We start from the raw sequence: 26,770 nt of genomic DNA on the forward strand, positions 1-26,770 counted from the left end.
CGACAGGCGTCCATGGGGAGCAAGGACCGTCTGTCCGGACCTAGTTGAGCGGGCTGCTGCCGTCCGGCTTGAGGGCGGCGCCCAACCCGGCGTGCCCGGCGGCGTCGGATCCGAACAGGACTCCCTGTTCGAAGGCTGCGGCCTCGGTCTTCGGTGAGCGCTCGTGGAGGATGAAGGTCGCTCGCTGGAGGGTGGTGGCCTGATAGCCCTGGTGGGCTTCGGTGATGATGTGGGCGTCGACCAGCTTTCCCGCCCGAGGATCCCAGAAGAGGCGAGCGGACGGGCTGATCGCGATGTCGCCGTTCTCCGCGATCCACTCCGGCGTCCGCCGGTAGGCCCGCCGTATGGCAGGGCGCCGGTTGATCTCCTCCTCGATCGCTTGGAGCCGCGGGTCCTCCGGGCACTGCTGCAAGGTGGCGGAGAAGTGCGCCAGGGCAGGCATGAGCCAGTGCTCTCGGAAGGCATGGACGTCCCCGCCGCCCAGGAGCGTGGGCGAGTCCGGATGGAAGAAGATGAACCGCTGCGTATTGCGCAGGGGGTGGGCCGTGGCGTGGCCGCGCACCCCTCCGAAGACCTCTCTGTAGGCCTTGTTGACGATCACGACGTCCCAGCAGTAGCTGTAGACGACGGACGGGTGCCCCAGGGCGTTGATCATGTCCTGATAGAGAGTCATCTCAGGCGTCCGCCGCAGCTCGCTGACGGCTGGGGCCGGCGGAACCTGGCCCGTCATCCGGTACAGATTGACGCGGTTCTCCGCGCTCATCTCCAGCGCGACGACGAGCCGGTCGACTTCCCCGGACTGCAGGCGGGCGGCTCTCGCCAGCCAGTTGCGGTACGACCGCGCGGTGATTCCGATGCGGTCCGCCAGTGTCTTCTTCGTCAGACCTTGGGACCGGCGCAGGCCTTCGAGGAACTCGGCCACGATCGCGTCGCGTGTCCGGGAGGCGACGGCTCCGGCCGCCCGCTCAGCTGCCTGTGTCACTGCGCTGCACCTCCCGTCTCCTGCGCGCCTGGCGTGCCCTGCGGCGTCGACCGCACGATGTGAAGGGCGTTCTCCACCACGGCCCTCTGCTGCTGCGTCATGGCCGAGAGCAGAGCGACGAAGCAGGCTGTGGCGTCGCCGCTGCGCTCCCATGCCTGCTTCATCAGACTGGCCGCATACTCGGCTCGGGAGCCGACCCCGGTGTACCGAAACGCCCGACCAGAGCGGCTGCGTTCGACCAAGCCCTTGGCGTGGAGGTTGTCCATGACCGTCGCGACCGTCGTGTAGGCCAGAGCGCGGCCCTCCGCCCGGAGCACGTCCTGCACCTCCCGGACTGCCATCGGGGCTCTTGCTCCCCACAGATGTGTCATCACGGTGTCCTCAAGGTCCCCCAGTACGCGAGTCATCGCGCCACCTTAATCGCCCGTTCACGCAGCTCACATGGGCAGGCCTTACTGCGGGGACAGTTGAATGGGAAACGGTGTTTCCTCTTGCTGGTGTCCCGCGCATATGCCGTGATGATGTTGCGGCAGGAAGGGCTTTCCCCACGGGCCCGGCCCCGGCGTATCGACGCGGATGCGCCGGCAACCAGCCGAGAAGCCGCGGCCGCTCCTGATGCCAGGCAGGTGCCGAGGCTCGCGCAGGGGGCATGCCCGATGGGATCGAAGAGCACGGCCGTCGAGCCGAAAGCACCGCCATGGCGGAAGTGGCCTTTACCTCAGCGCCTTTCGCCTGCTTTGCGCTCTGTGGACACTCCCACTCCAGTAATTACTATGCCGCATAGTTGATCTTTTACGGCTCCTCACCACCGCACGTTTCCCGACCAGCACGCCGGATCGCGAGGCGACCACCGGCGGCGAAAGGACGCTCCGTGTCTCAGTTGGCGGCCATACCCCCGGCCAAGGGCCGGATCCCCGGCCTCGGCCACATACCCCGGCTCGCGCGGGATCCTCTCGCCGCCCTCAGATCTCTGCATGCCGAGGGCGAGGTGCTGCGACTCGACATCGGCAGCATGCCGATCGTGGTGGCCACCAGCGCCGCCGCGGTTAACCAGATCATGGTCAAGCACGCGAAGTCGTTCCGGAAGGGCCGCCTGTTCGAGCGGGTCCGGCCACTGGTCGGCAACGGACTCGCCAACAGCGACGGGCCGCAGCACCTCCGCAACCGGCGCCTGATCCAGCCGATGTTCTACAAGGAGCGTCTGCTGGGCTACGCGGATGTGATGAGCGGGCGGGCAGGGGCCCTCGCCGACTCCTGGACCGCGGGCCAGCGGATCGACGTGCACCAGGTGATGGGGACGTACGCGATCGAGACCCTGGCTGCCACGCTGTTCGCGGCCGACATCGGCCGCCCCGCGGTGAAGGCGGTCCGCGAGGACCTGCCGGTGATCCTGAAGAACATGCTCCGGCGGGCGCTGGCACCGCAGTTCACCGACAACTGGCCCATCTGGAAGCGGTTCGACACCGCGGCGGCGCGGATGCGCTCGGTCATCGACGACGTGATCACCGCGACCCGCGCCTCGGATCCCGAGAAGCGCACCGACCTGCTCTCTTTGCTGCTGTCCGCTCGCGACGACAAGGGGCACGGCCTCACGGACGAGGAGGTGAGGGACGAGCTGACGACGATGCTCTTCGCCGGCACCGAGACGACGGCCTCCACGCTCGCCTGGGCCCTGCACCACCTGGCCGAACGGCCCGACGTGGAGGAGGAGCTGCTGATCGAGATCGACAAGGTGGTAGGGGAAGGCCAGGTCGCCTTCGAGCACGTACCCCAGCTGCCGAGCATCACCCGCGTCCTCGACGAGGTGATCCGGCTGCACGGCGTGGTCACCCTGATGCGGCGGACAACGGAACCGGTCACCATCGGCGGCTTCGACATCCCCGCCGAGACCGAGGTCCTGCTCAGCCTGTACGCCCTGCACCGCCATCCCGGCCTGTACCCGGACCCGGACCGCTTCGACCCCGACCGGTGGCTGCCGGAACAGGCTGCCGAGCGGCCCCGCGACCACGTCGTGCCCTTCGGGGCAGGCAACAGGAAGTGCATCGGCGACAAGTTCGCATGGATGGAGGCCACGATCACGCTGGCCACGATCCTGCCGCGCTGGAAGCTGCGGCCCGTGCCCGGCACGAAGCCGCCGAAGGAGTCGACGGCGTCCATGGCGCATCCCACCTCCATGCCGATGGTCGTCCAACCCCGCTGACGCACCGCTGCGCCGGTGGCCGGTCCCGTGCGAAGGGACCGGCCACACTGCGTTCGCCGGGCAGGCTTCGTCACCGGCTTCGCGGCGGGACTGTCGTGAAGATGGGGGCGGGCAGCCAGGGGACCTCCTCGTTGCCCGTGTACGGCACGCGCACGGGCGGGAACGCGGCCGGCAGCAACTCCGGGCAGCAGTCCACGCCGCCCCAGGGCGCCAACCGGACCCCGGCGGCCGGTATCGACAGATGCATGCCCGGCAGGCGGAACAGCAGGCGCTCGACGGCTGAGTCGGCGATCAGGCGCGCCAGCGCCTGCCGGTCGCCGACCGGACCGTGGCCGGTGACGGGCAGGCCGCGGCGGTCCGCGGCGGCGCGCGTCTCGCCCGGGCCGGGCAGACGGTCGTGAAGGGCCCAGCCGATCCGCCTGGTGGCCTCGGCGACCACCTGCAGCAGCAGGAGCCGTATGTGCCGCTCGACCGCGGCGTGCTGCCCGTCGGGCGCGTAGTGCAGCATCCAGGACACGAGGTCGGGGCCGGGTCCCTCCTGCTTCTCGACGACCAGCTGGCGGATGAGGCGGACCAGGTTCTCCTCGGCACGCTCCGAGTTTCTCGATTCTCCGAGCAGGGCGGGCACTGCCTGGCCGATGCCTGCCGCGTACCGCTCGTCCATCCCGAGCAGCCCCTCCACGACGAGGAGCGGCGCCGGGCGAGCGAACCGGAGGACCAGGTCCTCGCGCCCGGCCGGAGCGAAGTCGTCGATGACGCCGTCCACGATGTCCAGGGCGTACAGGCCGGTGAACGGGCCGAGTTCGCCCAGCGCCTTGCCAAGGAAGTTGTCCGGGGTGCTCACAGTGTCTCCGTGGTGTGTGGGGAAGCGTGAGTCGGCGGGGTCACCGGGTGCCCAGCATCATGGTCATGGGCGCGCCGGTGTCCAAGTTGAAGCTTCCGCTGTAGTGGAGGAAGAGCCGCCCGTCGGCGAAGTAGGCCGGATCGGGCGCTTCCTTGGCGAACATCGCGTTCTCCGGCGGGGACGCCAGGGAGGCGTCGCCCCCAACGGCGCCGTCGGGGGTCTTCATGAGCAGGGTCGGTTTGCCGTCCTCGGCCGCCAGGTACAGAACTTCGCTTCCCCGCAGGCTGGTCGGCAGCATGTAGGCGATCAAGCCCGCTCCGTCCCCCTGGATGGGTGCGACGACGCGGGAGAGCTTTGTGTCGGGGGTATAGGTCCACTTCGTCCGGCCGGTGCGGATGTCGAAGGCCGTGATGCTGTTGACGTCGTGGAAGTTGTCCGTGGCGAGGTACAAGGTGTCCTTGGTGGTGACGACGGCGCCGCACGCGGGACTCTGGTCGTCGCAGCCGGTGACGTACTTCTCTCCGATCTCCCAGGTGGCCTGAGCCCGCCCCTGAGCGGAGACGGCGACGAGGCGGTTCGCATGCCACTGCTCGTAGAGCTGCCCGGTGTTGAGGGCCACGATCAGGGGCTCGGCGGAAGCGACCCACGCGTCGGTGGCCCGGGTGCTGTAGCGCCAGGTCGCCTTCCCCGTCCGCGGGTCACGGTGGCCCACCTTCTGGATGCTGCCGCACACGCTCAGGGTGATCAGCTGCGCGCCGCCGGTGTGCTCGTCGCTGTCGCAGCCCGGCGCCGGCGCGTCCCACAGCTGCTGGCCGTCACTGATCCGGTATCCGGCCGAGCCGCCGGGCCACCCCGCCGCGGCGACGTCCTCGCTCACCGCCACGGACATCCGCAGCCCCAGCGTCGCCTTCGCCTCGGGGATGGACGCGCGCCACACGGTGGTGCCCTCGTCAATGTCGATCAGCGCGAACTCGGTGCAGCGGCTGCGGACCTTTTTCGCCTTCGAGTGCGCCACGGCGATGTAGCCGTTGCGGGTCTGCGTGCGGGAGGCCGCGCAGATGTTCCCGCTGAGAGGGATGCTCCACTGCTCCTTGCCGCTGTCCGGGTTGTAGCCGGTCACGGCGTCAGGCGCTCCCGTGGCGTAGATGTCCGGCGTCAGCCAAGCACCCTGCGCCGACACCGTCCGGTCCTCCAGGCCCGACCCGGCGACAGGCGCGGCCACGCTCCACACCTTCTGGCCGTCCGTGCTGATGCGCGTCGGCGAAGGCTTCTTGGGCTTCTCGCCGGCCACGCTGTGCGCGGTCTCTTCCGTCTGGGAGGCGAACCAGATCACGCCGCCTGCCACCAAGGTCAGGGCCACGACGGCTGCGCCCACGAGCAGAGCGACCTTGCGTCGACTGCGGCCTCTCCTTCCGGGCGCCGGCGGCGGCCATCCGTGCCCGGGCACTGGCTGCGGCGGGGCGGGGACCGGAAGATGCGGCAGCGGCCGGCGCTCGGGCGGGCCGAAACTGCCGTGCGGCGGGGGCCCTTGCGGAACGGGCGGATGCGACATGGTGAGCGACCTCCTGAAGGGCTGACGAGCGCGGACACCGGCGGATCTCGACGCTCGGCTCCCTTCGCCCGCACTGCCGCGCTCGCAATCACTCAAGAGCTCGGCGCTCACTCGCCAGGCCCGACTGCTCATGCTGCGCAGCTGGATAACTAGCAGGGCAAACTGACTGCCGGCTCAGCTCGTGATCCGCCGGACGAAACGTAGTCGGCAGAGCGCCCGAGGAAACGAGAGAGGAAACCTCGTTTCCCCTTGGTGGCGGATCGGCGAGGAATGAAGAAGATAGGGACTCGCACACACTCCATGTCCCGTTGAACTGACGGGCGTGGGCTTCATGCGTTCACCGCGGCTGCGGCGGCAGCCACATTGAGCGCATGAGAAACAAGAAGGGCGGTCGCCCCTTTGCAGAGGGACGACCGCCATAAGACTCGTCCGAGTCTTTGCATCACCTGAGATCCGGAAGCCATCCAAATCCACTCGATGCTTCAGGGGCGTGTGCGACCACGCCCCTGCGCTCAGCATACCGGGCGCCTGTCAGCGGTGCCCAGGGCGCTGTCCTGGGCACCTACAGGCCCCTGTTGAGCCTGAAGCTCCCGATCCCCTGGGGAGTCTCCATGTGCTGTCAGCACTTCCGAGCCGCGACGTCGTCGCGCCGCTCGACGATCACTCGTAGGTCCATGCTGCGCGCCGTGACGGCGCGGCGGGCCTTGTTCGTGAGCCCTGCGGTGAATGCGGGGCGAGGCCGTGAAGCGTCCCGGTTCTGCCTGGCCGCGTAATCCCTCAAAGGTGCCCTGAGCGCGAACAGCTGGTTCGCGCCCGATGAGGCATCAGTTCTCTCCGGTTTCCGTCGCCTTCCCCCACGTGGGTAGCGCGACGCATGCCGCGATTCCTTTCACGCCACCACTGGCCTGATTTCCGCCTGCCCTCTCATGCCCGCTTGCGGCACATCTCACGAGGAGCCGATTCACCATGCGCACTTCCATGTCCGCCGGACGCCGACTCGGAGCGGCCGCGCTCGCCACCGTCGCCCTCGCCGGCACGACCCTGCTGACCGCCACGCCCGCGTCCGCGCTCACCTACAAGTGCAGCACGAGCACCAAGACGGTCGACCACGCTGGCTACAGCGGCCCGTGGGCTGACAACTACACCTTCAAGGTGAGCCTCTGCTCGGCGCGGTCCGGCAGCACGGTCTACGCCTACGCCAAGGTCTCGTGGGACGGGCCGGTCATGGCCATCGGCGACACCGGCACCTTCAACGACGCCTACCTGCGAGTCTTCATCGCCAAGTCCGTCTACGGCACCGACCCGGTCGTCAAGAACGGCTACTACCACGGCATCGAGTACAAGCTGGAGCACAGCAACAGCTACGGCAACGGCTCCTACACCAGCGGAACGATCAGCTACCCCGTCGGCTCCGCCAAGGCCTACGCCGACGGCCAGCTGCGGCTCGACTGGCGCAACGACGGCGCCGGCTACCAGACGCACAACTTCACGGCCTCCCCCCTCGTGTAGACGGCCCCCCTCAGTGCGCCCTCTCGCCGGACGCGCTCATCGCGCGGCGTCTCTCAGCCGCCCTTCCCGCCGGCCCTCTGTCGGCCCATCCTCAGCTCACCATCAGGAGTAGAAGTGCGCATCAAGTCTCGTGCTGTGGCCGTCACCAGCGCGCTCGTCATGGCGATCGGCGGGGCCTCCCTGGCCGTCGCACCGACCGCGTCCGCAGCCATTCCCTCCAAGTGCCAGTGGCAGTGGGCAGAGCCCCACCGGGCGACGACGACCACGGCCGTCAACCTTCGGACAGGCCCGGGCACCGGCTACACGTCGCTCGGGATCCTCTCCAAGGGCACCGGCTTCACCCACTACTGCCTCGCCTACCCCAACGGCCAGAACTGGGCGTGGGGCAAGGTGACGAGCGGCGCAAACGCAGGTAAGACGGGCTGGGTCTACTACAGCTACCTGACGCACTGAGCCCTCGCCATGGCCGGGCTGGCCCGCACCGAGGGTGATCGCCCCCCGTCGGACATCCTCGGGCATCTGCAGACGCGGAGGCAGCCAGCCCCAGCGGGGCGCCCCGACCACATCGGCGGCGCCCCGCACCCGCTTCTCCCGCCTCATCCCTGGAGCGCCTGTGACCACCGCGGTACGCATGTCGCTGTCCCCAACACCCACACCCGCCCCCGTTTCACCGCCGTCCGCACGGTGGCCGCGGGTCATCTGGGCACTGCTCATCGGCACCTTCATCGCCCGCGCTGCAGGCTTCGCCTTCCCCTTCCTGTCCTACCGGCTCGCCGAGCTCGGATACAGCACCCAGCTGACCGGCGGCACGATCGCGACCTTCGGGCTCGGCTGGCTCGTCGGCCAACTCGCCTGCGGCTGGCTGTCGGACCTGCTCGGCCGCCGCACCGCGCTGATCGCCACCATGGTCTGCGCCGCAGCGGCCCTGCCGTTTCTCGCCGTCGCGGAATCGACGGCTGCGGTGATCGCCGCGTCGTTCGTCGTGGGCGTCGTCTACGACGCCCACCGGCCGATCGTCTCCGCCACGATTCAGGACCAGATCCCCACGGAGGCCGGGCGCGCCCTCGTCTCGGGCTGGCGCCACTTCGCCGTCAACGTCGGCGCGGCCGTGACCGGCGCGGCCGGCGGCATGCTCGCCGCCGACACGGGCATCGGGTTCCTCTTCTCTCTCAACGCCGTCGCCTGCGCCGTCTTCGCTCTGATCGCCGCGGTGTTCATGCGCACGGAGAAGGCACGCGCCGGGAGGCGGCCCGCACCCGCCGTGAGCTCGTCGTACCGTCAGGCGCTCCGCGACATCCGGCTCTGGCTCGTGTGTCTGGCCAGCCTGTGCGCCCTCACGGCATGCGCGGGGATGTTCACCGTGCTGCCGATGCTCATGGCGGTCGACGGCCTGGACGCGGCCGCCTACGGCTGGACCCAGGTGGCGGCCGCTACGGGCGTCGTCATCGTGACACCGGTCCTCATGCCCGTGCTGAGCCGCCGCGCCGCCGGCCCGCAGCCGATGGTGGGCCTCTTCGCGCTCTCCTCGCTGATCCTCGGCGTCGGGATGAGCGCGGCCGGATTCGCCTCGACGACGGTCGGATACAGCCTTGCCGCCGCCGCGGCGGTCACCGGCGAAGTCCTTCTCTTCAGCACGGCCTCCGACCTCATCAACCGCATCAGCCCGGACGAAGCCCGTGGCCTGTACGCCGGCGTGTGGGGCACGCAGCTTGCGCTGGCCGTCATCACCGCGCCGCTCCTCGCCTCCTGGGCCATCGAGACCGGCGGGGACCTGCTCGCCGCGGCCACGGTCCTCACAGCCGGACTGCTCGGAGCCGCCCTCTGCCTGCCCCTGCGGGCACTCCTGCACCCCGCGTCTGCTCCAGCTCCCGCCTCAGTGACCTCCTGACTCCTCTTCGCACCACACCTGAAGGACCGACCACATGCCTTATCCGCACTCCACCGCCCCCGTCCTCCTGCTGGACGCGGGCAGCCAGCTCAACACGAGGCACTGCCTGGAACGCATCGCCGCATCCCATCCGATTGTGCTCGTGGACAGCAGCGCACCGACGTGGACGACCTCGCACACCGCTAGATTCCTGAGTGCTGACCTACGAGCGCCCGACCTGGCCGCAGCGAAGGTGAAGGAGTTCGCCTCCGAACGACCGGTGGCCGGCGTCATGACGTACATGGACCAGCACGTCGAGCTTGCTGCGCGCCTCGCGCAGGATCTCGGGCTTCCGGGGATGGCGCCGGAATCGGCGCTCCGCTGCCGGGACAGGGCCGAGACATGGCGCCTCCTGGCGGAGCACCGCGTGCCGACGACCCGGTCCTATCCGGCCGACACCGAGCAGGACGCCGTCGACTACGCGAACCTGCTCCGCTTTCCCGTTGTCGTCAAGCCGCGCGGCCTGGACGCCAGTGCGGGCCTCTGGCGCGCGTACAGCGATGCAGAGGTGCGCGCCGCCTACCGTGCGGCGACCAGCTCCAGCGTCCTGGGCCTGTCGGCGTTCGCAGTGACGGGATGCCTCGTGGAGGAGTTCGTGGAGGGCGAGGAGGTCAGCGCCGAGACGATCGTGCTGGGGCCGGAGCGGACCAGCATCGTTGCCATCACCCGCAAGCTGCTGGGCCCGGCGCCTACGGTCCTTGAGGTGGGCCACGTGGTGCGCGCACATGACCCCCTCGTGCGCGATCCGGCCGTCATGTCCGTGGTGCGCCGCGCCGTGGAGACCCTCGGCATCTCGTGCGGCCTGCTCCACATCAGGCTGCGGCGACCCATAGGGGCCCGCGCATCATCCACGTGAGCCCCACCCTGGGAGGCGACCTCATCCCCCTCCTGGTCGAGCTCGCGCTCGGCATCGACCTGCCAGCCGCCGCGGCCGCGTCGTCACAGGGGCCGAACCGGACCTGTCCCAGCAGGCCGCATCAGCTGCCGCAGTCCAGTTCGCCTACCCGCGCCTCAGCGGCCGGATCTCCGAACTCAGCGCGTCCAGTCCCGGCGAGCCCGGTCTGGACACGTTCGAGCCCTGGCTCGAACGACTGGTGCTGACCCAGCGTCTCGGCGCCTACGTCTCTGCGCCGCCCCTCAGCAGCATCGACGACCGCCTGGCCCACTGGGTCGTGCAGGGCCCCGACGCCAGAGCATGCGCCCAGCGCCTGGCCGACATCGCCGATCGGCTCGTCGTCGGCATCGACGCACCAGTCCACCACGTCGCGAGCGTGCGATGAGCACCTCCGTACCGACCCACGACCGCGGATTCCAGGCCGCCGCCCTGGAATCCGCAGGGACACCGACCCCTCGCACCCTGCGCACGGCCAGCCTCGGTCAGGCCCTCCGCTGGACTCAACTCCTTCAACTGCCCGCCTTCGTGGTGACCCCCGCCCACATTGGAGTCATCTCGCAGCCCTTCAGATGCGGCAGCGCCGACGAACTCACGTGCGCCTGGAACAGAATCCGACAGGCTGCAGCCGCGCAGAAGCTGGACGACCACGTCGTGGTCCAGGAGCTGATCACCGGCCCGCACTACGTCGTCGACCGGTCGGCAAAGGACCCGGAAGCGGCAGTCCGTATCTGGGCCGAAGCCCATAGACCACGCGGCCACCGTGACCGCCTGCCGCGGACCGGCCTGCTCCACCGCTCCCTGTCCCTCTACACGGCCCGCGTCGTGACGACACTCGGCATCACGCAGGGAACGGTGCGCTGCCGCATCGCCCGCCATCCCGAGCGTGGCCTGCTCCTGCTGTCGGCGGTCGCTCTCCGCCCGGGCCAGGACACGACTCAGCACCGGATCACGGTTGTCCCGGGGCTGGCGGAATCCGTCTCACGCACGAACGGCTCGTACGCCGCCGAGCACTCGAGGGCAGGAGGTCACCGCAGTGACGGCATTCCCTGCCCCGGCCACTGAAGCGGAGCGCAAGGCGCTCGCAGGCATCCACGCCGTCCTGGCAGAGTTCGAGGAGAAGCACGACCGCGTTACCGACTTCCCAGTGGACGACTACTTCGTTGCCAGATAGACACCCTGTGGTGGACGCTCCAGTGCGTCGCCGCTGCCGCGTTTTCCGCCCACCCGGACATCGCGGCCGCCCTCAAGTCAAGCCAGCAGCACGAAAAAAGACGGCTGCAGTATGACCACCCCTCACGGAGAACCCCAGTCTCCGCTGCCGCCCTACCCCGATCAATACGGAGCCGCAGCCGCACACGCTCCGTACGCGCAGTGGGCGCCGGGCTGCGAGTTCTGCGGTGCCCGGCCGGCAGTCGACGTCACCGTACGGGGCCATCAAGAGCTCCTCATCATCATGCGCTTCGCCAAGTACCGCGGCACCTACGGCCGCACGTACGCAACCGCAGCGATGCAGGCCACCACGACAAAAACCCTGGCCCTCGGTGCCAACGACGAGCCCGAGCTGCTGAAGCTGATCGAGATGTCCTGGACCTGGCTGGCGGCCGTGTCGGCCGCCGGGAATTCGCTGCCGCCGCCCGCGCCGTCCGAGCGCTGGTCGCCAGCGGGATCGCCCCGAGCGCCAGGGTGAGCGTCAGGCCGGTCCGGTTCTTCCTCGGCGGCGCCGGTGGCGGGCCGTACGGCGGCGGGCCGCCCCAGCCGCCCGCCGCAGGGTGGGGCGGCTGCCCGTAGCCGGGCCGCGGGTAGGGTGGCTGGCCGTAGCCGGGCTGCGGTTGCCCCGGCTGCTGCGGGTACTGCGGATACTGCGGCTGGCCGTTCGGATTCGGCTGCTGCCCGTACGGGTTCTGCGGCGTCGACATGACCATGACGCTACTTCACCGGCAGTGGCACCTCTCCACCTCACGGCACGATAGGCGCCTCGTCCAATACCGGTGACAGAAGTGGAACTGCCGGAGCGTGCGGAGGGCCCCGCCTGCGGGTCAGGACGGGGCCCGGCGCGCGAGACACCGTGGAGGGCACGCACGGCGTCTGTCTCGTTCCGGCTCACACGGGCAGGAAACGGCTGTCCTCTACCTGAAACAGCCGGCCGGTCTCACCGATGCTCACCCCGCCGATCGCGGCCTCAAACCGCAGCTCGAGGTATGGACCGAGCTCCTCAAGGCCATTTGGCGTGAACTGCATGGTGGCAAGGGCACCGCTCGGGAGGTCTGCACCTCGGGTGGCCACGTGCAGCCCCGTCCACCCCAGGTAGCCCCCGTCCCACCTTCGCACGGTGTGCTCGCCGGCCCTCAGGCGCTCGAACTCGACATGCGATACGTGCAGGTCCTGGCCGCGCCCGATCCAAAGCCTTCGGCACCTGCACACGCGGCGCCGAGGGTGAAGACGGGTGTGGCGGTGCGCCCGCACCGCGAACGAGAGCTCGCGGGGTAAGTCCCGTGATCCGTGTTCCAGACCGATGCTTATCTCCGCGCCCGTGGGCCTGGCGGCCGCGCACAGCTTCACCGTGTGCCCCATGATGCTCTCCAGCCTCAGCATGGCTCGCACTCCTTCGTAGACGCTGATACGGCGGGGGGTGTCTACGGTGATCATCTCCCCGCATACCAGGGAACCCGCGGCGAGGGCAGCACCGAGCGGACGGGAGATAGGTTGGCCGATAAGGCTCTGCGCCAGCTATAGCCCGGGTTCAGTGACGGGGCGGTGCCGCCGGCATCTCGGCGGGAGCGTGCTGCGCTCGACCGGTGGTCGGCTCCACCGAGCCTGGGTGCGCGGCCGTGATGCCGACCTGGGGCCACCAGTACGACCGGACAGTCACGGACGTGGAGCCGTCGACGTCGATGGCGACCTGGACGGACTCCCTCCCATCGCCGTGCACGTGCCGGGCGATGACCGACGCGTACCGCCATCGCCCGCCGACATGGGCACCGGCGCCACGTCCAGACTCGCGGTGCGGGCCCGCTCTCGGGTCGCCATGGCGGCGCCTGATCCGGCTCGCTCCTCCGCTGTGGGTGGGGCCGCCCGCATCCACAGCACCAGCCGTCCGAGCATCTACGGCCATGGGTGCACGGACCTCATTGCGGATGATCGCCGTCTTCGCTGCGAAGACCCCAAGGTCGAACTCGGCTGGCGGCTTAACACACACGTAGGCGACCTCCGCCCCCTGCAGCGCCTCGTTGAGGTCGAGGCCCGCCCGGCGCGATCCGTCCACCACCGGGCGCGCAGCACGCCGTCGCCGTCAGGCAGGACGGCGCTGAGCAGTGGGTGGCGTTCCTCAAGGGTCAGGGGCAGGGCGCGGGCCGCCCGAACGCCAGCCACCAGGGCGGCGAGCTTGGGGGACTCGGTGTCGTCGATCGCGTGGTTGATCGTCCCGTCCTAGGTCTCCCACACGAACTCCACGGAGTGCTCCGGGGGCAGCGCGGCGAGGACCGCGCCGACGTCGGGGGTCAGGTCGGGCCAGACAGTCAGCAGGGCGCGTGGGCCGAGACCTGCGCGCACAGCGTCGAGGCTCTCGGCCGTGATGCGGTGCCAGCGTGTGGCGTTGCATACGTAGGTCTCCTCCAGGAGCGCCGTCTGCCGTGAGGCCAGGGTCGTGCGCACGCACGTCCAGAAGTCCTCGTTCGCTGCCCTCGCCACTTCCGGCTCGTCGGACTCCGCCGTGTAGGGCGAGGCCGGCAGCGGTTCCGGGAAAAGTCCGAGTTTCCGGGTACGGGCCACGGCGTCCACGCAGGGCCGGTCGCTGCCCACATACACGTACTGGTCCCACCCGACGTGCACGGTGAAGGTGTCCCCCGCCTCCAGCCGGCACCAGGCACCCTGTTCTCGGAGCGTGGCCCGGATCAGCTCCAGGGCGACCGGGAGGGAGACCTCGGCCCCGTCGTGGTAGCCAGTGAGGTCGGGCGGGAAGAGCCCGTCGAGGCTGTGTCCCCCGGTTGGCGGCTCTACGCCGAAGTGGGGCCGATGACCGCAGGCTCGCGGATTTCCAGCCGATTGACGCCGGAGGTCCCCTCCGCAAAGGCGGCCACCGCCGCCAGGTACGCCGCTTCGACCGGCCCGTGCTCGCTGACAGTGTCCTCGGCGCCTGTGTAGTGACCGCGCTCGTCGCGGTCGGCGGGGTTGTACTTGGTGATCCGGTGGACGAAGGACGGCGGCACGCTGCTCCCTCGGCGGTCAGAGGGGGGTGCCAGCGTAGTTCCCAGGCCCCGTTCCGGAGGGAGACCTGCCGGTCCTCAACACGTGGCCGCCCGGTGGAGGCCCGCGGTATCAGCGGAGCAAGTAACTCCCACTCCTGATCAGTGAGTTCATGGCGACGTATCACCCAACCATGATCCACCATCCGATGATCTTTGAAGACGGACCCTAGTCAGTTCGGCGGTTGATCCAGTTGTTCCATCCAGCGGCTCGCCGCGTTGCGGACTCGACGGGCTCGCCACCGTTCGGCGAGCAGGCTGAGGGCGTCGTGTGACGTGATGATCTAGAAGGTCACGGCCAGGCGCTGAACCAGTGGGTTTGCCGCGGTGAGTTGCTCCGCGGCCCATGGCTCGTGCAGCGCGATGGCTCTGAGCAGCGACCACTCGCGCGGCCGGCGGGTGAGGAAGTCCGTCCCGGTGCTCGATGACGGTGGTCATGAGGTGAGCCCAGGTGGTCAACTGGACTTGGTCAGCAGCTGAGCGGCCCGGCGATCCAGGTGGTGGACCACCGCGCTCTGCGCCATCTGTGCGTCCGGGTCACGGAGTATGGCGGCGACCAGGTCGGCCTCCTCCGCTGCCGGGGACAGCGTCGAGGGCCTGCAGGTAGCGTCCGTAACGCTGGTGCTCTGCAGGTTCGCGGTCATGCTGCGGGCCGGTCACGCGGCGATCCCTTCGGAACCCAGCTCCGGGCACGCCTCCGACGGCCTGCAGACGCAGATGCCGAAATCGAGCGCCTCGCGGCGATCTCCGAGGACCTCAAGACAAGAACCTCTTGGCGGTGCGGGAGATGACCTATCTGACGCTCCCAGGCGTCCATGGCGTGCAGTGACCGCCTGGAATCGACCCGCATTCAGGGCAGCCGGCTGATGATGGTGGCGCGTGCTGCGGAAAGTGCGATTGGCGCACTGGTGCTCGGCCTCAGCGGACGGCTGGGCTGAGAGGCCATGAGTGCCAGGCTAAGGGCTCGTGCAGCCCGACGTCGGACGCCAAGGCGGCCCTAAGCCCCGGGGTGGGGAGAAGGGCCGCCGGTGCCGCGGTCGGTCGCGGGCGGGTGCAGCCAGAGCGCGGTCTGCACCGTGATCCAACGACCGGCGGGCCCTGAGAGCTGCGTGAGCGCCATCACGCGGCCGGGGTCAGGCCGTTACATGGGGTCGACGTCCTCCTCGCCCCTGGCATCGGCCTGCTTGCTCTGCTCACGGAGCCTGCGTGCCTGGTCCTGGAGCCGACGACGCTCGTCCGGGTCGGTCGCGCGCTCCGCGGCCTCCTTCAGGTCCTGCACTTTCTGGCGCATCTGCTCGGCACGGCCACCGGGGACGCCTCCAAGGCTCATGATCACTCCTTGATCGGGGAGAGGGGCCATCTCAGCGAAGCAATGCCCTCCGGTGTGTGCATCCGGAACGGTCACCCACCGCTATTCCCGCAGATCGCGAGCCGCCCCGTCGGCGGCCGGGTACCGGCCGACCGGCTCGCGGGCTCGTCGCGGTTCGCGTCGGCTCGTCGTCGCCGAAGTTGATCAGGGCGAGAGCCGTGGTGTACTGGGCTGCGTCGAACCCGCGGGGCCGGGCCTCGCCGCGCTCAACGTCTTCCTGGTAGAGAAAGTGCTGGCCGTCGGCGTACAAGCGCAGTGCGCCGCGGGCCTTGTCGGAGGTGACATCCAGCGACGCGATGACTTCGCTCCATGTGGCTCCAAGGAGCAGGGCCTCGTGCGCGCGGCTACCGCGCTGCCGGTCGATCTTGAGTTCGTCGAAGTGAGTCATCAATCGATTCTCCTACGGGTCGGCTGTGGTGGTGAGTTGCCGTCTTGGTGGCCGGTGGGAACAGAGCGAAGCGTCGGCGGTTGGCCGCCGGCCGGGGCACCGCTCCAGCGCGCGAAGTAGCTGGCTCCCAGAGTGAGAGAGCGAACAGTGCGCACGTCCAGCTGCCGCCGGCATCGGCTGCAGCGCGGCGACGCCCAGCAGGGCGAGCACTGCCGCGGCAACTGGCAGAGTGAGCACGTCGGGCAACCGGTGCGCCGCGTGGTCGACGGCGGCGAGCTGCACGGCGGCCGGGGGGAGCAGCAGCAGACCACCAGTTCGGGACGGGCCCCGTCGGCGGCCGCCAGCAGGGCACAAACCACGGCCGTGACGGAAGCGACGAACAGTGCGCTCGAGCCGTACACGTCCCCAGCAGCACAGCGAGCACGCCTCAGCCATCCGTTGCCGATGCCGCAGAGGGGATTGGCTGAGCCCGCTGCCGGCTGGGCGAGCCGGCTCTTCCTGGCCACTGAGCAGCAGCTTGAAGACCGACTTCTCGTTGGTCCCGTTCTGCGCCTGGTGCCGAGGACGGGAGATCGCATGCGGCCATGCGTGTGTCGTTGACGAGCCAAGCGGGCGAGGTCCCGGAAGTTGAGCGGGACGACGTCACCCCGCGAGTTCTGTAGGATTCGGCGCCCGTCGATGCCCATCACCTTGAGCAAGTACCAGGAGATGTTCTTCTGGGAATTGGGGTGGTGCTTGTGCTTGAGCGTCGCGTCGGCCGGTTGGGACGGGAATCCCCGTAGGTCGCCGTTGAACACCGCGATGTTGTCGCTGCCCAGGGCGCGGGAGAGGGTGAGAACCCGGCCGTCGTCCACTCGCAGGCCCAGCAGGATGCTGCTGTATCCGTCGTCCTCCGGGATGGACTTGAGGTCGCTTGCGCCCAGCATGTAGTCCACGGCCTCTTCGATGTACGACTTACCCGTATCGGAGGCACCGTAGATCACGGTCGTCCGGGGCTGAATTCCACCGCGGCGGCTGGCTTGCCCATGCCGAGGAAGGTCAGGTGTACCAGTGTCAGCCTGTTCACAATTGGTCACCTTCTCCCAGGGGCGGGGCGTCAGCCCTGAGGTTTTCGGACCAGCGCTGGGTGATCTGCTTCATGCCGTCGCGGACGTCCGCTCCTTTCGTTCATATACGTGCTGGTCAGCCAGTCGGCCCGTTCCATGAGCTTGCCGACGTAGGGAGATTCCAAGACGTGAGGAAGCTCGCGGCCTCTTCCGTGGCTCCGTACACGCGTGGCTCCGTACACGAACCCGTCGCCGGTGGCGGCCATGTCGACGAGGCCGGCGCGCAGCAGGACGGATCGGTCGAGAGCTTGAAGGTCTCCGACCGGTGCGGCTGCAACCCGAAGGCCCGCCAGAGCCGTGATACCGACGACTGTGACAAGCCCATCTCTTTCGCCATCGACCTGGTGACCAGTGCGTGGCGTTCGCGGCCACTCTTCGAGAGTCGTGACGATCACCCTCTCGACATCGGCATCGGTGATCTTCCGCGGAACCCCGGCCTCGGCTCGTCACACAGGCCGTCCAAACCGCGGTCGAGGAAGCGCCTTCGCCAGGTGCGTACAGCGTCCGGGGCGATCCGCAGCCGCCGCGACACCTCCATGATCGAGTGTCCCTCAGCGCACGCAAACACAACGCGCGACCGCAAAGCCAGCGCCTGCTCGGTCGACTGGCGACGCACCCAACCCCTCACGCACCGCCCGTCGGGCATCGGTCAACGACAGCGGCGGGATCTTCGGACCGGGACCACTCATGCCGGACTGCTGTAACGACGAATCTCCGACTCAGGACACTAGCTGGCGCCCAGCACAAGCAGAATTTGATCAAAGCCGCGGAACGCACCACCAGCGGACCGTTTACACTCACCTGCAATGCGAAGATTCGGGAATCGCTCCACTAGGGCAGGTAGGGAAACTGTCAGCACCAATCGAGCAAGTGAAGCACCAAGGCAGTAGTGGATTCCGCCACCAAACGCTAAATGTGGGTTCGGAGCTCTCCTCAAATCCAGTTCATCAGGCCGATCGAAGTACTCTGGATCGCGATGCGCCGAACCGACCATGGCTATAACATTGGACTCGGCTGGGATTATCACCCCATCCTTCACCTCCACATCCTCGGTGATATACCGAGATCTAAATTGCATCGATGTGTCAAAGCGTAGGAGTTCTTCCACTGCCGTCGAGGCATCACCTTTGCTTTCATGGAAGAATTTCAATTGCTCAGGGAATCGCAGAAGGGCGAGGAGGGAGTTTCCGATCTGATAGCTCGTCGTCTGGATCCCTGCGAATAGAATCGAGACCATTGACGCGATAAAGTCGGATTCACTCACAACGTCACCACTCTCCTGGAGGTGGAGAAGTAACGAAATCGGACCCTTTTCAGAAACCTGCATGTGATTAGCGGCCCAATCTACCAAGTAATTTGCGGCGCAGTCGCCCGCCTCGATATTCGCTTTACTTGCCCCGGGCCCCAGAGCAGCACTCAAACTTCTAAGACAGGGGACTATGTTCGCATCCATTTCTGAAACGCCTAGTAGTTTTGCCACGGCAGAGACCGGCAATGGTTCGGTAAATTGTGAAACGAATTCTACAGTTCCCGAAGAAGCCGCCTTTCGTGCCAGGTCGTCGAGCAGATCGTCAACCACGTTTGCGATTTCCTCGCGCAAGGTTTCCACTTTTGCTCGACCAAGACAACGGGCCAGTGGCGCGCGAAACCGAGTGTGCTCCGGAGGATCTAGAAGAGTTTTCTTCAACAGTTTGAACAGCGGCCGATCCCCGTACTCTGAAGGAAATAGGTTGAGGCCAGCGGCTTCGCTGTGAGATGCAAAAGTCAGGGCGCGAACTGATTCATAGTCGAATGCCCACCAGTATCCTGATTCTTTGTCCCGCTGTACTGGTCCGAGTTTGCGTATCCTAGCATAGATAGGATAGGGGTCATCCACCGAAAAGCATTGGGGGATTAATGATCTAGTGTCCGTATTCACGGCTGATTTCCTCCTCAATGAAATGCGACATCCTAGAAAATCCAGCCATTTCCTACACGGGCAGAAATGCCTTCCTCTTGAAAGCATCTCTAGGTGGCTCGACGGACCATTCGGCGCACTCCCGGTATGGTCAGCACACTTGCAGTCAGGAGGGTCATCAGAACTGAGCAAGCGTAGAGGGTGTGCGGAATGCCTGCTGTCCTCTCCAATGGACCGGCGAGAGCAATTCCAGCTGGCAGGAGGGCCACAGAGCCTAGCCACTCATAAGCCAACACTCGGGAGAGCTTGTCCGGCGGTATCTCCTGATGAAGGGCAGTCATCCAATTGACGCTAAAAACCTCGATACACAGGCCGGATAGAAGCATCACAATCACCAAGAGGGCTACTGGGAGAGGAATCGCGAGACTTATCCCAGGTCCAGAAATAGGAAATGCGCAAACGGTTCCGGCGAAAAGCATGCGCCGTGGTTCCCAATACATCATCAATACTGACCCAATTGCCATGCCTGCCGTGAACGCGGCCATTGAAATGCCCCACACCCAGATTCCTCCTAGATTGTCTTCGGCAAGTGTAGGACCAAACACAGACATGATGGCACATAGAGCGGAATTGATTATAGCGAACTGGATCAAGATCCCCCACAGCCACGGGCGAGTCACGACCTCGCGCCATCCAGCGCGTAGTCCAGAAAGAAATCTCTCCCTCGCTGCTATTTTGCAGGGCGGGGGGGTATCTAGGCGTAAGTAAAAGGAGCCGGCAAGCGCGAACGTTCCCGCTTCGGCTGCAAGTAACCAGCCAGGACCGATCATCGAGATCATCACGCCCCCAACGGCTGCACCAGCCACCCCAGAGGATTGCACACACAAGCGGTAAAAGGAAAAGGCTTTTGCTGCACTATTCCTATGTACCGTTGCCATCAGCATTCCCTCCGCTGCCGGGGAGAATAGAGATTGCCCGATTCCGCCCAATGCTGCCAGCAGTATAATTTTCCACAACTGGCAGCTTTGCGTAAAGAAGAGAAGTGCAAGAGTCCCTTGCGCCGACAAGCAGATGACGTTTGCAGAAAGCATCACAATATGTCGCGGGAGACGGTCTGAAATCACACCCGAAATTATTGTGAGGGCTATCAGAGGGATGGTTCGAGCGATCACCACGAGCCCGACATCGCCAGTGTCACCGTCTTGATTTAGTACGATGACGGCGGCTGCAACTTGTGCACCATAAGTCCCTACCCCGCTGATGCTCGCAGAAATCACTAGATAACAGTAGTTACGACTAGCCCAAGCGGGTCGACTCGGGCGCCTCTGGAAGCTTAGCGTGAGCCTGGATTCTATGCGTTTCATGCTCCTGCCTGATTGATTCTAAGCTTGCCTCAACGCGGTGGGTCCAGCCTAAAGGAACCGGCCCGTCTCTCTTCGTCAACTAATGGTGAAGAGCGTTCGCGTAGGCGGTGACCTACTGATCCATCATGTTCAACCGAGCATTCTTTCCCCGCGGCCCCGGAAGTATAACGCCGCCAGAGGTGATCAGCATGAATCTTTCAAGTCCTGGCACTAGAATATGTCCGGCAGAGATACCGTTTTCTAGTGTTCGTATATCCCGCCAATAAGGAGTCAGGTTCTTTCGTTCTAGCAGGCGGATCAACTCCCGCAGGTGCTCTTCCGGAGTGTTTGGGGCTTCCCGATCTTCATAGTCTCTTGCGAGAGCTTCTTGCAGGTTCCGTGTCAAGTCCATAGCCGCACAGGTGTGCAGAATCGGCCAGATTCTCATGCGCGCTACTCGGTCCACTCGATCCACAGGCTCCATCTGCCCCTCGAAAAGCAGGCATTGGAGGAGTTCCGTAAGTGCGCGACGTATGGCATAGTGGGGACTGAGCGAGGTGCCGGCCCCCCATTCAGCAGGCTTCGCATTACTTGGTTTCAGGTAAGCACAGAAGCTCGGAACCCCTATATCGGTGGTCATCTCAATTAGATGAATTGGCCGACTTGTGTGGTTCTGCACCTTCGTGAGTATATTGCGCAAATCGGCAGGTAAAGTATCCGGATCGACCACCCGCAGCCGTGAGGTTTTTGTCATGAATGCGCGAATGATTAGCAGCGAGAGTGCATCGCGCTCGATTGCTTCGTTCAGGGCATGGACGATCGCCTCTATCTTCGTGGCCCCAATAGCATGGCCGCTATTACTTGTGTAGCGCATCAGCTGGCGGTAGTCGGTACTGTCACCCAGATAGTTGCGGTACCGATCTTCACTGGGGTCTACATACCAGGGACATGAGAGGTATGCGGGAGCCCAGAGGGTCCTGTTGCCGGAAATTGAGCTGTAGGGTAAGCATGCGATAGGTTCACGACCCGCATCGGCGAGGATCTGCGAACTGGCTTCATCTCGTATTTGCTCGGCGACATCGATGGCCGACTTCATTTCGGCATGCTGAAACGGAAACTGTAAAGGTCCGGTCAGGACGTGCTCAATGGCTTCGAAAATTGCGCCGACTCGAGATTCTTCCCGACTCCCCTTTCCGAGCCCGCCGCCCCTGGGGGGGCATCTTCCCTCACTGTCACGGAGGATACAGAGCCAGGCGGTTGGATCTGCACCGTTACCGGCGTCGCGTAGCTCCGGCCTCAGGCCAAGCTTTTGGAGTGCCTTTTCGGCTAATTGGGCAGCTTCGAAGAGTGAAAATGAGCGCTCCGTGCTGGGGGCGATGCTCATCTTTCCCTGAGGAATGACTGTCATCCTGGCTCCCTTGCTTGCTAAATGGCGGTGGACACGTACGTGCCCACCGCCATTCTATTGCCGTTTGTGAGGACTAGATTTCCTGCTCGAGTGCGGCAATGAATTCCTGCTCGTCGGCGCTCAGCGTTGCCGCCTCAACCTCGCCAGGCGGAGGCCAGACAAGCTTGATCGCTCCGTGGACGGTGGTGTTGTCACCCATGATCATTCTCCCTCTAGTGCAACCCTGCTCCTCAGGGCTGAAGGCAGTGAAGCAGCCCGGCGCGCGTGCAGAGATGAGTGATTGGTACTTACGAGCTCGTGCATGGGCACCGGTGACGACGGCTGGGTTGGGTCGTTGGGCTGTGTGTGGTGAGGGTCGAGGCACGCAGGTTGATCATGTCGGAGCGCGGTCACGGGCCTTTCGGCGTCCGTGATCGCCGCTCTGGTGGCGGAGTTGGGGCCGGTGTGGCAGGCCCGGAGAGATGCGGAACGGGCTGATCGTCCGCGCTGTCGAGCCGTGGGTGCGGGGGCGAAGTCAAGCTGGTGTTCGTCGACCGGCTGCTGGCTACGCTCGTCCACCTTCGGCACGGTGTCACGCACGATGTCCTCGCCTGCTGGTTTCAGGTCGATCGCTCCACTATTACGCGTGCGGTCGGCGAGATCAGGCCTCTGCTCGCCGACCGCGGCTGCCGTATCGAGGGCGGCCTGCGGCTTCGCACGCTGGCCGATGTCATCGCTCATCTCGGCCCCACAGGGCAGACCGCGTTGATGGACGCCACCGAGATCCGGGTCCGACGGCCCTCCGCGCACAGCGGCGGACGCGGTCGCTTCATCTCGGGCAAGAGCCGCATCAACGCGACGAAGGCCCTCGTCCTCACCGACGAACGCGGACCCTGCTGTTCTGCGGTGACGTGCGAGCCGGGTCGGTCGCCGACATCACCCAAGCCCGCGACGCCGGCCTGGTCGACCCCCTCGCCGACACCATCGACCTGCACGTCCTCGCCGACGCCGGCTACCAGGGCCTGACAACACAGACCTACAGCCAGGTCGTCACACCACCCCGCAAACGCCGCGGCAAACACCTCGAACACCTGCCACGGCTCATGGCACACCACGAAGCGGCCCGCTTCGCCCACTCCTCAGCACGCATCCACGTCGAGCACGGCATCGCCCACGAGCCAACAGGATCGAGTGCCCCTGTCCCTCACGAAGAGCGGCCTGTCCGATGACCGTGCACCCCCGTCCCGCAGTGGAAGGCGCCTTGGGAAGCTGAGCAACTTCTCCGAGCCCTGACAGTGCTCCGGAACGCAGACCACCGCATACGCGCGGCGCGTAGCCACACGCCAGAACTGGCGTCCCCGCCAGCGTCCTCACCGACCACCAAATCGAGCCGGACCGGCATAAGAACCAACCTCGCACTCTTGCTCCACGTGACCTCGCCGTCGATCCTGCTCGAGGATCAGGACTGGCTGACGAAGCAGCCCGAGCACGCCTTCGTCGATCCGGAGATCGGCCCCATGTGCGCCGCCGCCCGCAACGCGGGGATCGGCTTCGGCTACCTCCACGCCATTTCCAACAACTCTCCTGCCACTACTCCGCGGACTTGCCCAATGAGCGTCACCGCGATGTCGTCCGGCGACGCGCCGCTCATGATCGACCGGATCCGCGACATCATCGCGGGCCGCCTGGCCGCCCGCCCCAACTGAACACCCCGGAGGAACATGACCATGACAGTTGAAGCACACGACACGGACGCGGGCGGGAGATCACCGTCACCGGCATCGACGGGGGCTGACAAATCCACCCTCGCCGCACGCCTGCACCAGGCCCCACGATCGTCGGTCCGGGGCGGTGGCATGATGTGGTCACCGTGGCCGGGGGGCTGGACATCCGTACCGCTTCCAATGTGCGTCAGGCGCTGGCTGCTGCGCAGGCGCCGGGGAGGACTGTGTCGTCGGGAAGGCCCGGGCCGGGGGACCGCGCGCGGCTGCTGCGCCAGCGAAGGCGACTGCCGCATCGCGCGGGCCGGTAGCATCGGCGCGGCCCGGATCAGGCCCCATTCCGCAGGCAGGCTGCTGGCCGACGTGCCGGGCGCTGACGTCGGGTTCCCCAGGGCACGCCCGTAGACGGTGTCCTTGATGTTCATCACCACCGCCTGGCCCGTGTAGACGTGGGTGGGCGTGGCCTCGCAGAAGAAGCACTCGTGCGGATCCCTGGGCTGGGCCGCACCGTTCGCACAGTGCCGTCCTTCAGCACCATCTCCGATCTTCTCGATCCTCAGCCGGGAACGGCCGAACACGTCGAAGAGGTCCGTGCTGGTACCGCGAAGCATCATTGCCGCTCTTCTTCCGTGGAACCGAAGGGAACCATAAGAAGTAACCATTTCGGTACGGCTTTTCGCACGTGTGGGCTGGAGTGCGGGTTCATCTTTCCGTGTGCGGGTTCGTGTCGCCGGGCGCACACTGAAGGCCATCAGTCACCTCCGGCCCTTGGGCCGGACCGGCGGAAGGAGTCGCGGATGCAGGTGAATGTGGGTGATGTGCTGCGGTTTCCCGGTCGCAAGGTCGGCTCTGCCTAGCACCGCGTGAGGGTGGTGGAAGTTCTCGGGCCGGGCGGCGAGGCGCCGTACCGGGTGCGCTACGACGACGGCCACGAGAGCGAGGTCTTCCCCGGCCCGGGCTGCGTCGTCGACAACTCCGCACAGCGCACCGGCCCGGAATCGGGGCATTGAGCGGCACACTGCGCCGCATCTGCTGACGATTCCGTTTCGCCCTTTGGGTGGTGAAGGCCGTGGAGCGTCGTCGAATGGTGTCGGTTGAGGTGACTCCGGACGGCTACGTCGTCTCCTGCCCGGGCTCGGACGTGGTCGGACAGGGTGCGACCGAGTCTGATGCCTGGCAGGACTTCTGGGACGCAGTGCGCGCCGACTGGCAACCGCCGCGCCCGACGACGGTCGCCGCTTTGGGCGGGCGGTTGCCGCCGCGCCGGGCACGGTGGCGGTGGGCTACGCATCCGCACGATCCGGGCGCGGGACTTATTCGGCTGACATGCACGGGTCCGTCCCCAGCGCTCTCGCCACGGCGCCGGGGACGGAGTGTGAGGCCAGGCCCGTTTTCGAGGTTCGGCACTGGACAGCCGACGGCCTGAGCCTTGTGGGGGGCTGGCATGCGGGTCCGTCCCCGGCGCTGTGGCTGCAGCGACCGGTGTGCGCCGGGGACGGAGCATCGGAGCGGCCCTTGGCGTCAGGGCCGGGGCGGGTACAGCCCGCCGGCCGCCGCATACATCTGGTGCGTGCCGTGTTCCTGCTGCCAGGCGGCGGAGGTACCGAGGGCGGTGGGGGCGTCCGCGATTCCCGCGCCCAGACGGGAGGGGTCGGTGCCAGGGACGGGGCGGCACGCGGTGCGCAGAAGGGCCAGGAGGTGGTCGGCGCGGGCGGGGGTGCGGGGAAGGGCCTGGGTGCGCAGGTGGTCGTGGTGGGCGAGGAGCAGGGCGGCCAGGCCGGTGACGTGGGCGGCGGCGATCGCTGTGCCGTCGGCCGGGGTGTAGCCGTCGCCGAGGGCGGTGGTGACCACCGCGGCGCCGGGCGCGACGAGATCCACACCCGGCCCCGCCGGAGTGAAGGGGGCGGAGTAGGGGCCGGGCCATGGCGGCTGGGCGGCGGTCAGCGGGTGGGTGTGCGGGTAGGTGCCGGTGTGCGCGATCGCCCCGACCGCCAGGACCCCGGGCAGGGCGGCGGGATGGGTGACCGGGCCGGCGGTGTCGCCGACCGGGGCGATGACCGTGATGCCGGCGGCGTGCGCGTCCATCAGTTTCCACGCCACCAACTGAGAGGGCACGGTGTAGGCGAGGCTGATCTGGGCGATGTCGATGTTGTGGGCGATGCAGTAGTCGACGGCCTGCAGCAGATCGCTGACCCGCCCGCCGGGGAACAGCTTCAGCGCGTGCACCTCGGCCTCGGCGGCGATCCCGGTGACACCGGTGCGGTTGTCGGCCGCCGCGATCACTCCCGCACACCAGGTGCCGTGACCGGTGGCATCCACCTGCCATGCCCCGTCTGTGCCAGTGAAATCATGCCCCGCAGCGACCGTGTCCTTCAGATCGGGGTGGGCGGTGTTCACACCAGAGTCCAGCAGGGCGATCTTGATGCCGTGGCCGCGGTAGGTGGGCGGGATCTGGTGCAGCCGCATCGCCTGTGTCCCCCAGCCGGTCACAGCACGCCCGGGGAAATTCTCGAACGTCTCCGTCAGTGCCTGTACCTCGATGATGATCTCCCCACCGCCGGTGAGGCGGGGGTGGTCGATGCGCAGCGGCCAGTAACCGGCCACCGGGCGGACATACAGCGCCCGCACGGTGGCGGGGGTGTCCGCGGCGAGCTGCAGATTCACCCGGCCGTCCCTGCCGGTCACGCCGTGCACCGGTGCGGCACCGATCGCCCACACGTGCGCGCCGGGCAGCACGTCGCCGTCGCTGCCCTTGACCAGCACCCGGATGTGCTCCGGCTCCTCCAGCACCACGGCCAGCGCGGGATCCATAAGCGGCGTCACGCCGCCCAACGCCGGGGCGGGATTGTAGGAGAGGGGCTGGTCGATCTCCACGACGACCTGCGGGTTCGCGGCCAGCGCGCGGGCCCGCTCGTCGGGCATCGCGACCACGGCCGTCGGCGGGCAGGCCGGGTGCGGCTCTGCGATCGCGCCCAGACCATGTGGGCGGCGCGAGGGCGGCAGCTGCACCACAGGTTCCACGTCGGGATCCTCCTCCAGCAGCGCGAACAGCGCCGACGCCTCGATCGGCGGCACCCCTCCGCCCAACAGCCCCACTGGCCGCGGCGTCACCAGATACCTGCCCCACCCCTCCCGCACAGTGGTGGCCCGGTCCTGCGGCGTTGCCGGCTCGCGCCGCTCCTCGCTCCGCCCCTCGGCTGGCTCGTCCGCGGCCCGAGAGGGCTTTCCCGACTCGCTTCCGGACTTCATCCCTTTGCCGCCGTTGCCTGGCTTCACGCGGCCGTTGCCGCCGTTGCCATCCTGCTCACTCATCCGTCAACCGCCATCTCACCTGTGTGTTCGTGTCCGAAGAGGTCGCCGGCGGGAGCGGGGCACCCTTCCGCTCCCGCCAGCCGCCCGCCGCCCGTGT

At 67.1% G+C, this 26,770-nt stretch carries 27 protein-coding genes; 11 read left to right on the plus strand and 16 right to left on the minus strand.

The features are described 5' to 3' along the window. Positions 1-40: 40 nt before the first annotated feature. Together ACF08N_RS33795 and ACF08N_RS33800 are read right to left on the minus strand one after the other, a co-directional pair. Positions 41-982: a hypothetical protein gene (locus ACF08N_RS33795; RefSeq protein WP_392328544.1), complete on the minus strand. Its 942-nt coding sequence runs from the start codon at positions 980-982 to the stop codon at positions 41-43. Further along, positions 979-1,389 carry a BlaI/MecI/CopY family transcriptional regulator gene (locus tag ACF08N_RS33800; RefSeq protein ID WP_392328545.1) on the minus strand — a complete coding sequence of 137 codons (411 nt, stop codon included), beginning with the start codon at positions 1,387-1,389 and terminating at the stop codon, positions 979-981. The genes ACF08N_RS33795 and ACF08N_RS33800 overlap by 4 nt, the downstream gene beginning before the upstream one ends. Before the next feature lie 464 nt (positions 1,390-1,853). Between ACF08N_RS33800 and ACF08N_RS33805 the strand changes: the two genes are divergently transcribed. Next, on the plus strand, positions 1,854-3,182 hold the full coding sequence (locus tag ACF08N_RS33805; protein WP_392328546.1) for a cytochrome P450: 1,329 nt from the start codon (positions 1,854-1,856) through the stop codon (positions 3,180-3,182). Between the two features lie 70 nt (positions 3,183-3,252). Here the strand turns inward: ACF08N_RS33805 and ACF08N_RS33810 are convergent, their stop codons facing one another. Next, positions 3,253-4,026 (minus strand): hypothetical protein, encoded by a 774-nt coding sequence (locus ACF08N_RS33810; RefSeq protein ID WP_392328547.1) that lies wholly within the window; start codon positions 4,024-4,026, stop codon positions 3,253-3,255. 40 nt (positions 4,027-4,066) lie between these two features. Beyond that, complete coding sequence (locus ACF08N_RS33815) at positions 4,067-5,401, minus strand: PQQ-binding-like beta-propeller repeat protein (RefSeq protein ID WP_392328548.1); 1,335 nt, start codon at positions 5,399-5,401, stop codon at positions 4,067-4,069. 1,143 nt (positions 5,402-6,544) lie between these two features. Here ACF08N_RS33815 and ACF08N_RS33820 point away from each other — a divergent pair. The 7 genes from ACF08N_RS33820 (at position 6,545) to ACF08N_RS33850 (ending at position 11,596) form a co-directional block, all read left to right on the plus strand. Beyond that, the gene (locus ACF08N_RS33820) at positions 6,545-7,087 is read left to right on the plus strand and encodes a hypothetical protein (protein WP_392328549.1); all 543 of its coding nucleotides are present in this window, start codon (positions 6,545-6,547) and stop codon (positions 7,085-7,087) included. Positions 7,088-7,201: 114 nt separating this feature from the next. Continuing rightward, positions 7,202-7,540 (plus strand): SH3 domain-containing protein, encoded by a 339-nt coding sequence (locus ACF08N_RS33825; protein WP_392328550.1) that lies wholly within the window; start codon positions 7,202-7,204, stop codon positions 7,538-7,540. A gap of 160 nt (positions 7,541-7,700) precedes the next feature. Further along, positions 7,701-8,975 (plus strand): MFS transporter, encoded by a 1,275-nt coding sequence (locus tag ACF08N_RS33830; RefSeq protein WP_392328551.1) that lies wholly within the window; start codon positions 7,701-7,703, stop codon positions 8,973-8,975. 34 nt (positions 8,976-9,009) lie between these two features. Next, the gene (locus tag ACF08N_RS33835) at positions 9,010-9,870 is read left to right on the plus strand and encodes an acetyl-CoA carboxylase biotin carboxylase subunit family protein (RefSeq protein WP_392328552.1); all 861 of its coding nucleotides are present in this window, start codon (positions 9,010-9,012) and stop codon (positions 9,868-9,870) included. A gap of 238 nt (positions 9,871-10,108) precedes the next feature. Beyond that, entirely contained in the window at positions 10,109-10,294 is a 186-nt protein-coding gene (locus ACF08N_RS33840) for a hypothetical protein (RefSeq protein ID WP_392328553.1), read from the plus strand. Beyond that, entirely contained in the window at positions 10,291-10,971 is a 681-nt protein-coding gene (locus ACF08N_RS33845; RefSeq protein ID WP_392328554.1) for a hypothetical protein, read from the plus strand. The genes ACF08N_RS33840 and ACF08N_RS33845 overlap by 4 nt, the downstream gene beginning before the upstream one ends. A 391-nt stretch (positions 10,972-11,362) precedes the next feature. Continuing rightward, positions 11,363-11,596: a hypothetical protein gene (locus ACF08N_RS33850; protein ID WP_392328555.1), complete on the plus strand. Its 234-nt coding sequence runs from the start codon at positions 11,363-11,365 to the stop codon at positions 11,594-11,596. A 413-nt stretch (positions 11,597-12,009) separates the two neighbouring features. On the opposite strand, the gene ACF08N_RS33855 is transcribed toward ACF08N_RS33850, so the two are convergent. The 11 genes from ACF08N_RS33855 to ACF08N_RS33905 form a co-directional block, all read right to left on the minus strand. Next, complete coding sequence (locus ACF08N_RS33855; RefSeq protein ID WP_392328556.1) at positions 12,010-12,501, minus strand: hypothetical protein; 492 nt, start codon at positions 12,499-12,501, stop codon at positions 12,010-12,012. Between the two features lie 834 nt (positions 12,502-13,335). After that, on the minus strand, positions 13,336-13,737 hold the full coding sequence (locus ACF08N_RS33860; protein ID WP_392328557.1) for a hypothetical protein: 402 nt from the start codon (positions 13,735-13,737) through the stop codon (positions 13,336-13,338). 164 nt (positions 13,738-13,901) lie between these two features. After that, positions 13,902-14,114, minus strand: coding sequence for a hypothetical protein (locus tag ACF08N_RS33865; RefSeq protein ID WP_392328558.1), 213 nt, complete (start codon positions 14,112-14,114; stop codon positions 13,902-13,904). 1,177 nt (positions 14,115-15,291) lie between these two features. After that, positions 15,292-15,480 (minus strand): DUF6381 family protein, encoded by a 189-nt coding sequence (locus tag ACF08N_RS33870; protein WP_392328559.1) that lies wholly within the window; start codon positions 15,478-15,480, stop codon positions 15,292-15,294. Between the two features lie 31 nt (positions 15,481-15,511). Beyond that, positions 15,512-15,907: a hypothetical protein gene (locus tag ACF08N_RS33875; RefSeq protein WP_392328560.1), complete on the minus strand. Its 396-nt coding sequence runs from the start codon at positions 15,905-15,907 to the stop codon at positions 15,512-15,514. After that, positions 15,907-16,890: a hypothetical protein gene (locus ACF08N_RS33880; RefSeq protein ID WP_392328561.1), complete on the minus strand. Its 984-nt coding sequence runs from the start codon at positions 16,888-16,890 to the stop codon at positions 15,907-15,909. Before ACF08N_RS33880 ends, ACF08N_RS33875 begins: the two co-directional genes overlap by 1 nt. Positions 16,891-17,404: 514 nt before the next feature. After that, the gene (locus ACF08N_RS33885; protein ID WP_392328562.1) at positions 17,405-17,659 is read right to left on the minus strand and encodes a helix-turn-helix domain-containing protein; all 255 of its coding nucleotides are present in this window, start codon (positions 17,657-17,659) and stop codon (positions 17,405-17,407) included. A gap of 81 nt (positions 17,660-17,740) precedes the next feature. Beyond that, positions 17,741-18,931, minus strand: a complete 1,191-nt coding sequence (locus ACF08N_RS33890) for a cytochrome P450 (RefSeq protein ID WP_392328563.1) — start codon at positions 18,929-18,931, stop codon at positions 17,741-17,743. Between the two features lie 89 nt (positions 18,932-19,020). Next, positions 19,021-20,187 (minus strand): MFS transporter, encoded by a 1,167-nt coding sequence (locus tag ACF08N_RS33895; protein WP_392328564.1) that lies wholly within the window; start codon positions 20,185-20,187, stop codon positions 19,021-19,023. A 199-nt stretch (positions 20,188-20,386) separates the two neighbouring features. Continuing rightward, on the minus strand, positions 20,387-21,661 hold the full coding sequence (locus ACF08N_RS33900) for a YcaO-like family protein (RefSeq protein WP_392328565.1): 1,275 nt from the start codon (positions 21,659-21,661) through the stop codon (positions 20,387-20,389). 73 nt (positions 21,662-21,734) lie between these two features. Beyond that, positions 21,735-21,860 carry a hypothetical protein gene (locus ACF08N_RS33905; RefSeq protein WP_392328566.1) on the minus strand — a complete coding sequence of 42 codons (126 nt, stop codon included), beginning with the start codon at positions 21,858-21,860 and terminating at the stop codon, positions 21,735-21,737. Between the two features lie 323 nt (positions 21,861-22,183). On the opposite strand from ACF08N_RS33905, the gene ACF08N_RS33910 reads away from it, so the two are divergent. The 3 genes from ACF08N_RS33910 to ACF08N_RS33920 all read left to right on the plus strand — a co-directional run bounded on the left by ACF08N_RS33910 (position 22,184) and on the right by ACF08N_RS33920 (position 24,371). Next, positions 22,184-22,666 (plus strand): transposase family protein, encoded by a 483-nt coding sequence (locus ACF08N_RS33910; RefSeq protein ID WP_392328567.1) that lies wholly within the window; start codon positions 22,184-22,186, stop codon positions 22,664-22,666. A gap of 395 nt (positions 22,667-23,061) precedes the next feature. Continuing rightward, positions 23,062-23,346 (plus strand): hypothetical protein, encoded by a 285-nt coding sequence (locus ACF08N_RS33915; protein WP_392328568.1) that lies wholly within the window; start codon positions 23,062-23,064, stop codon positions 23,344-23,346. A gap of 884 nt (positions 23,347-24,230) precedes the next feature. Next, the gene (locus ACF08N_RS33920) at positions 24,231-24,371 is read left to right on the plus strand and encodes a DUF1918 domain-containing protein (RefSeq protein WP_392328569.1); all 141 of its coding nucleotides are present in this window, start codon (positions 24,231-24,233) and stop codon (positions 24,369-24,371) included. Between the two features lie 511 nt (positions 24,372-24,882). Here the strand turns inward: ACF08N_RS33920 and ACF08N_RS33925 are convergent. Then, positions 24,883-26,673, minus strand: a complete 1,791-nt coding sequence (locus ACF08N_RS33925) for a S8 family serine peptidase (protein WP_392328570.1) — start codon at positions 26,671-26,673, stop codon at positions 24,883-24,885. Positions 26,674-26,770: the final 97 nt, after the last annotated feature.

It is taken from the genome of Streptomyces sp. NPDC015127, from assembly GCF_043080095.1.
Classification (GTDB): domain Bacteria; phylum Actinomycetota; class Actinomycetes; order Streptomycetales; family Streptomycetaceae; genus Streptomyces.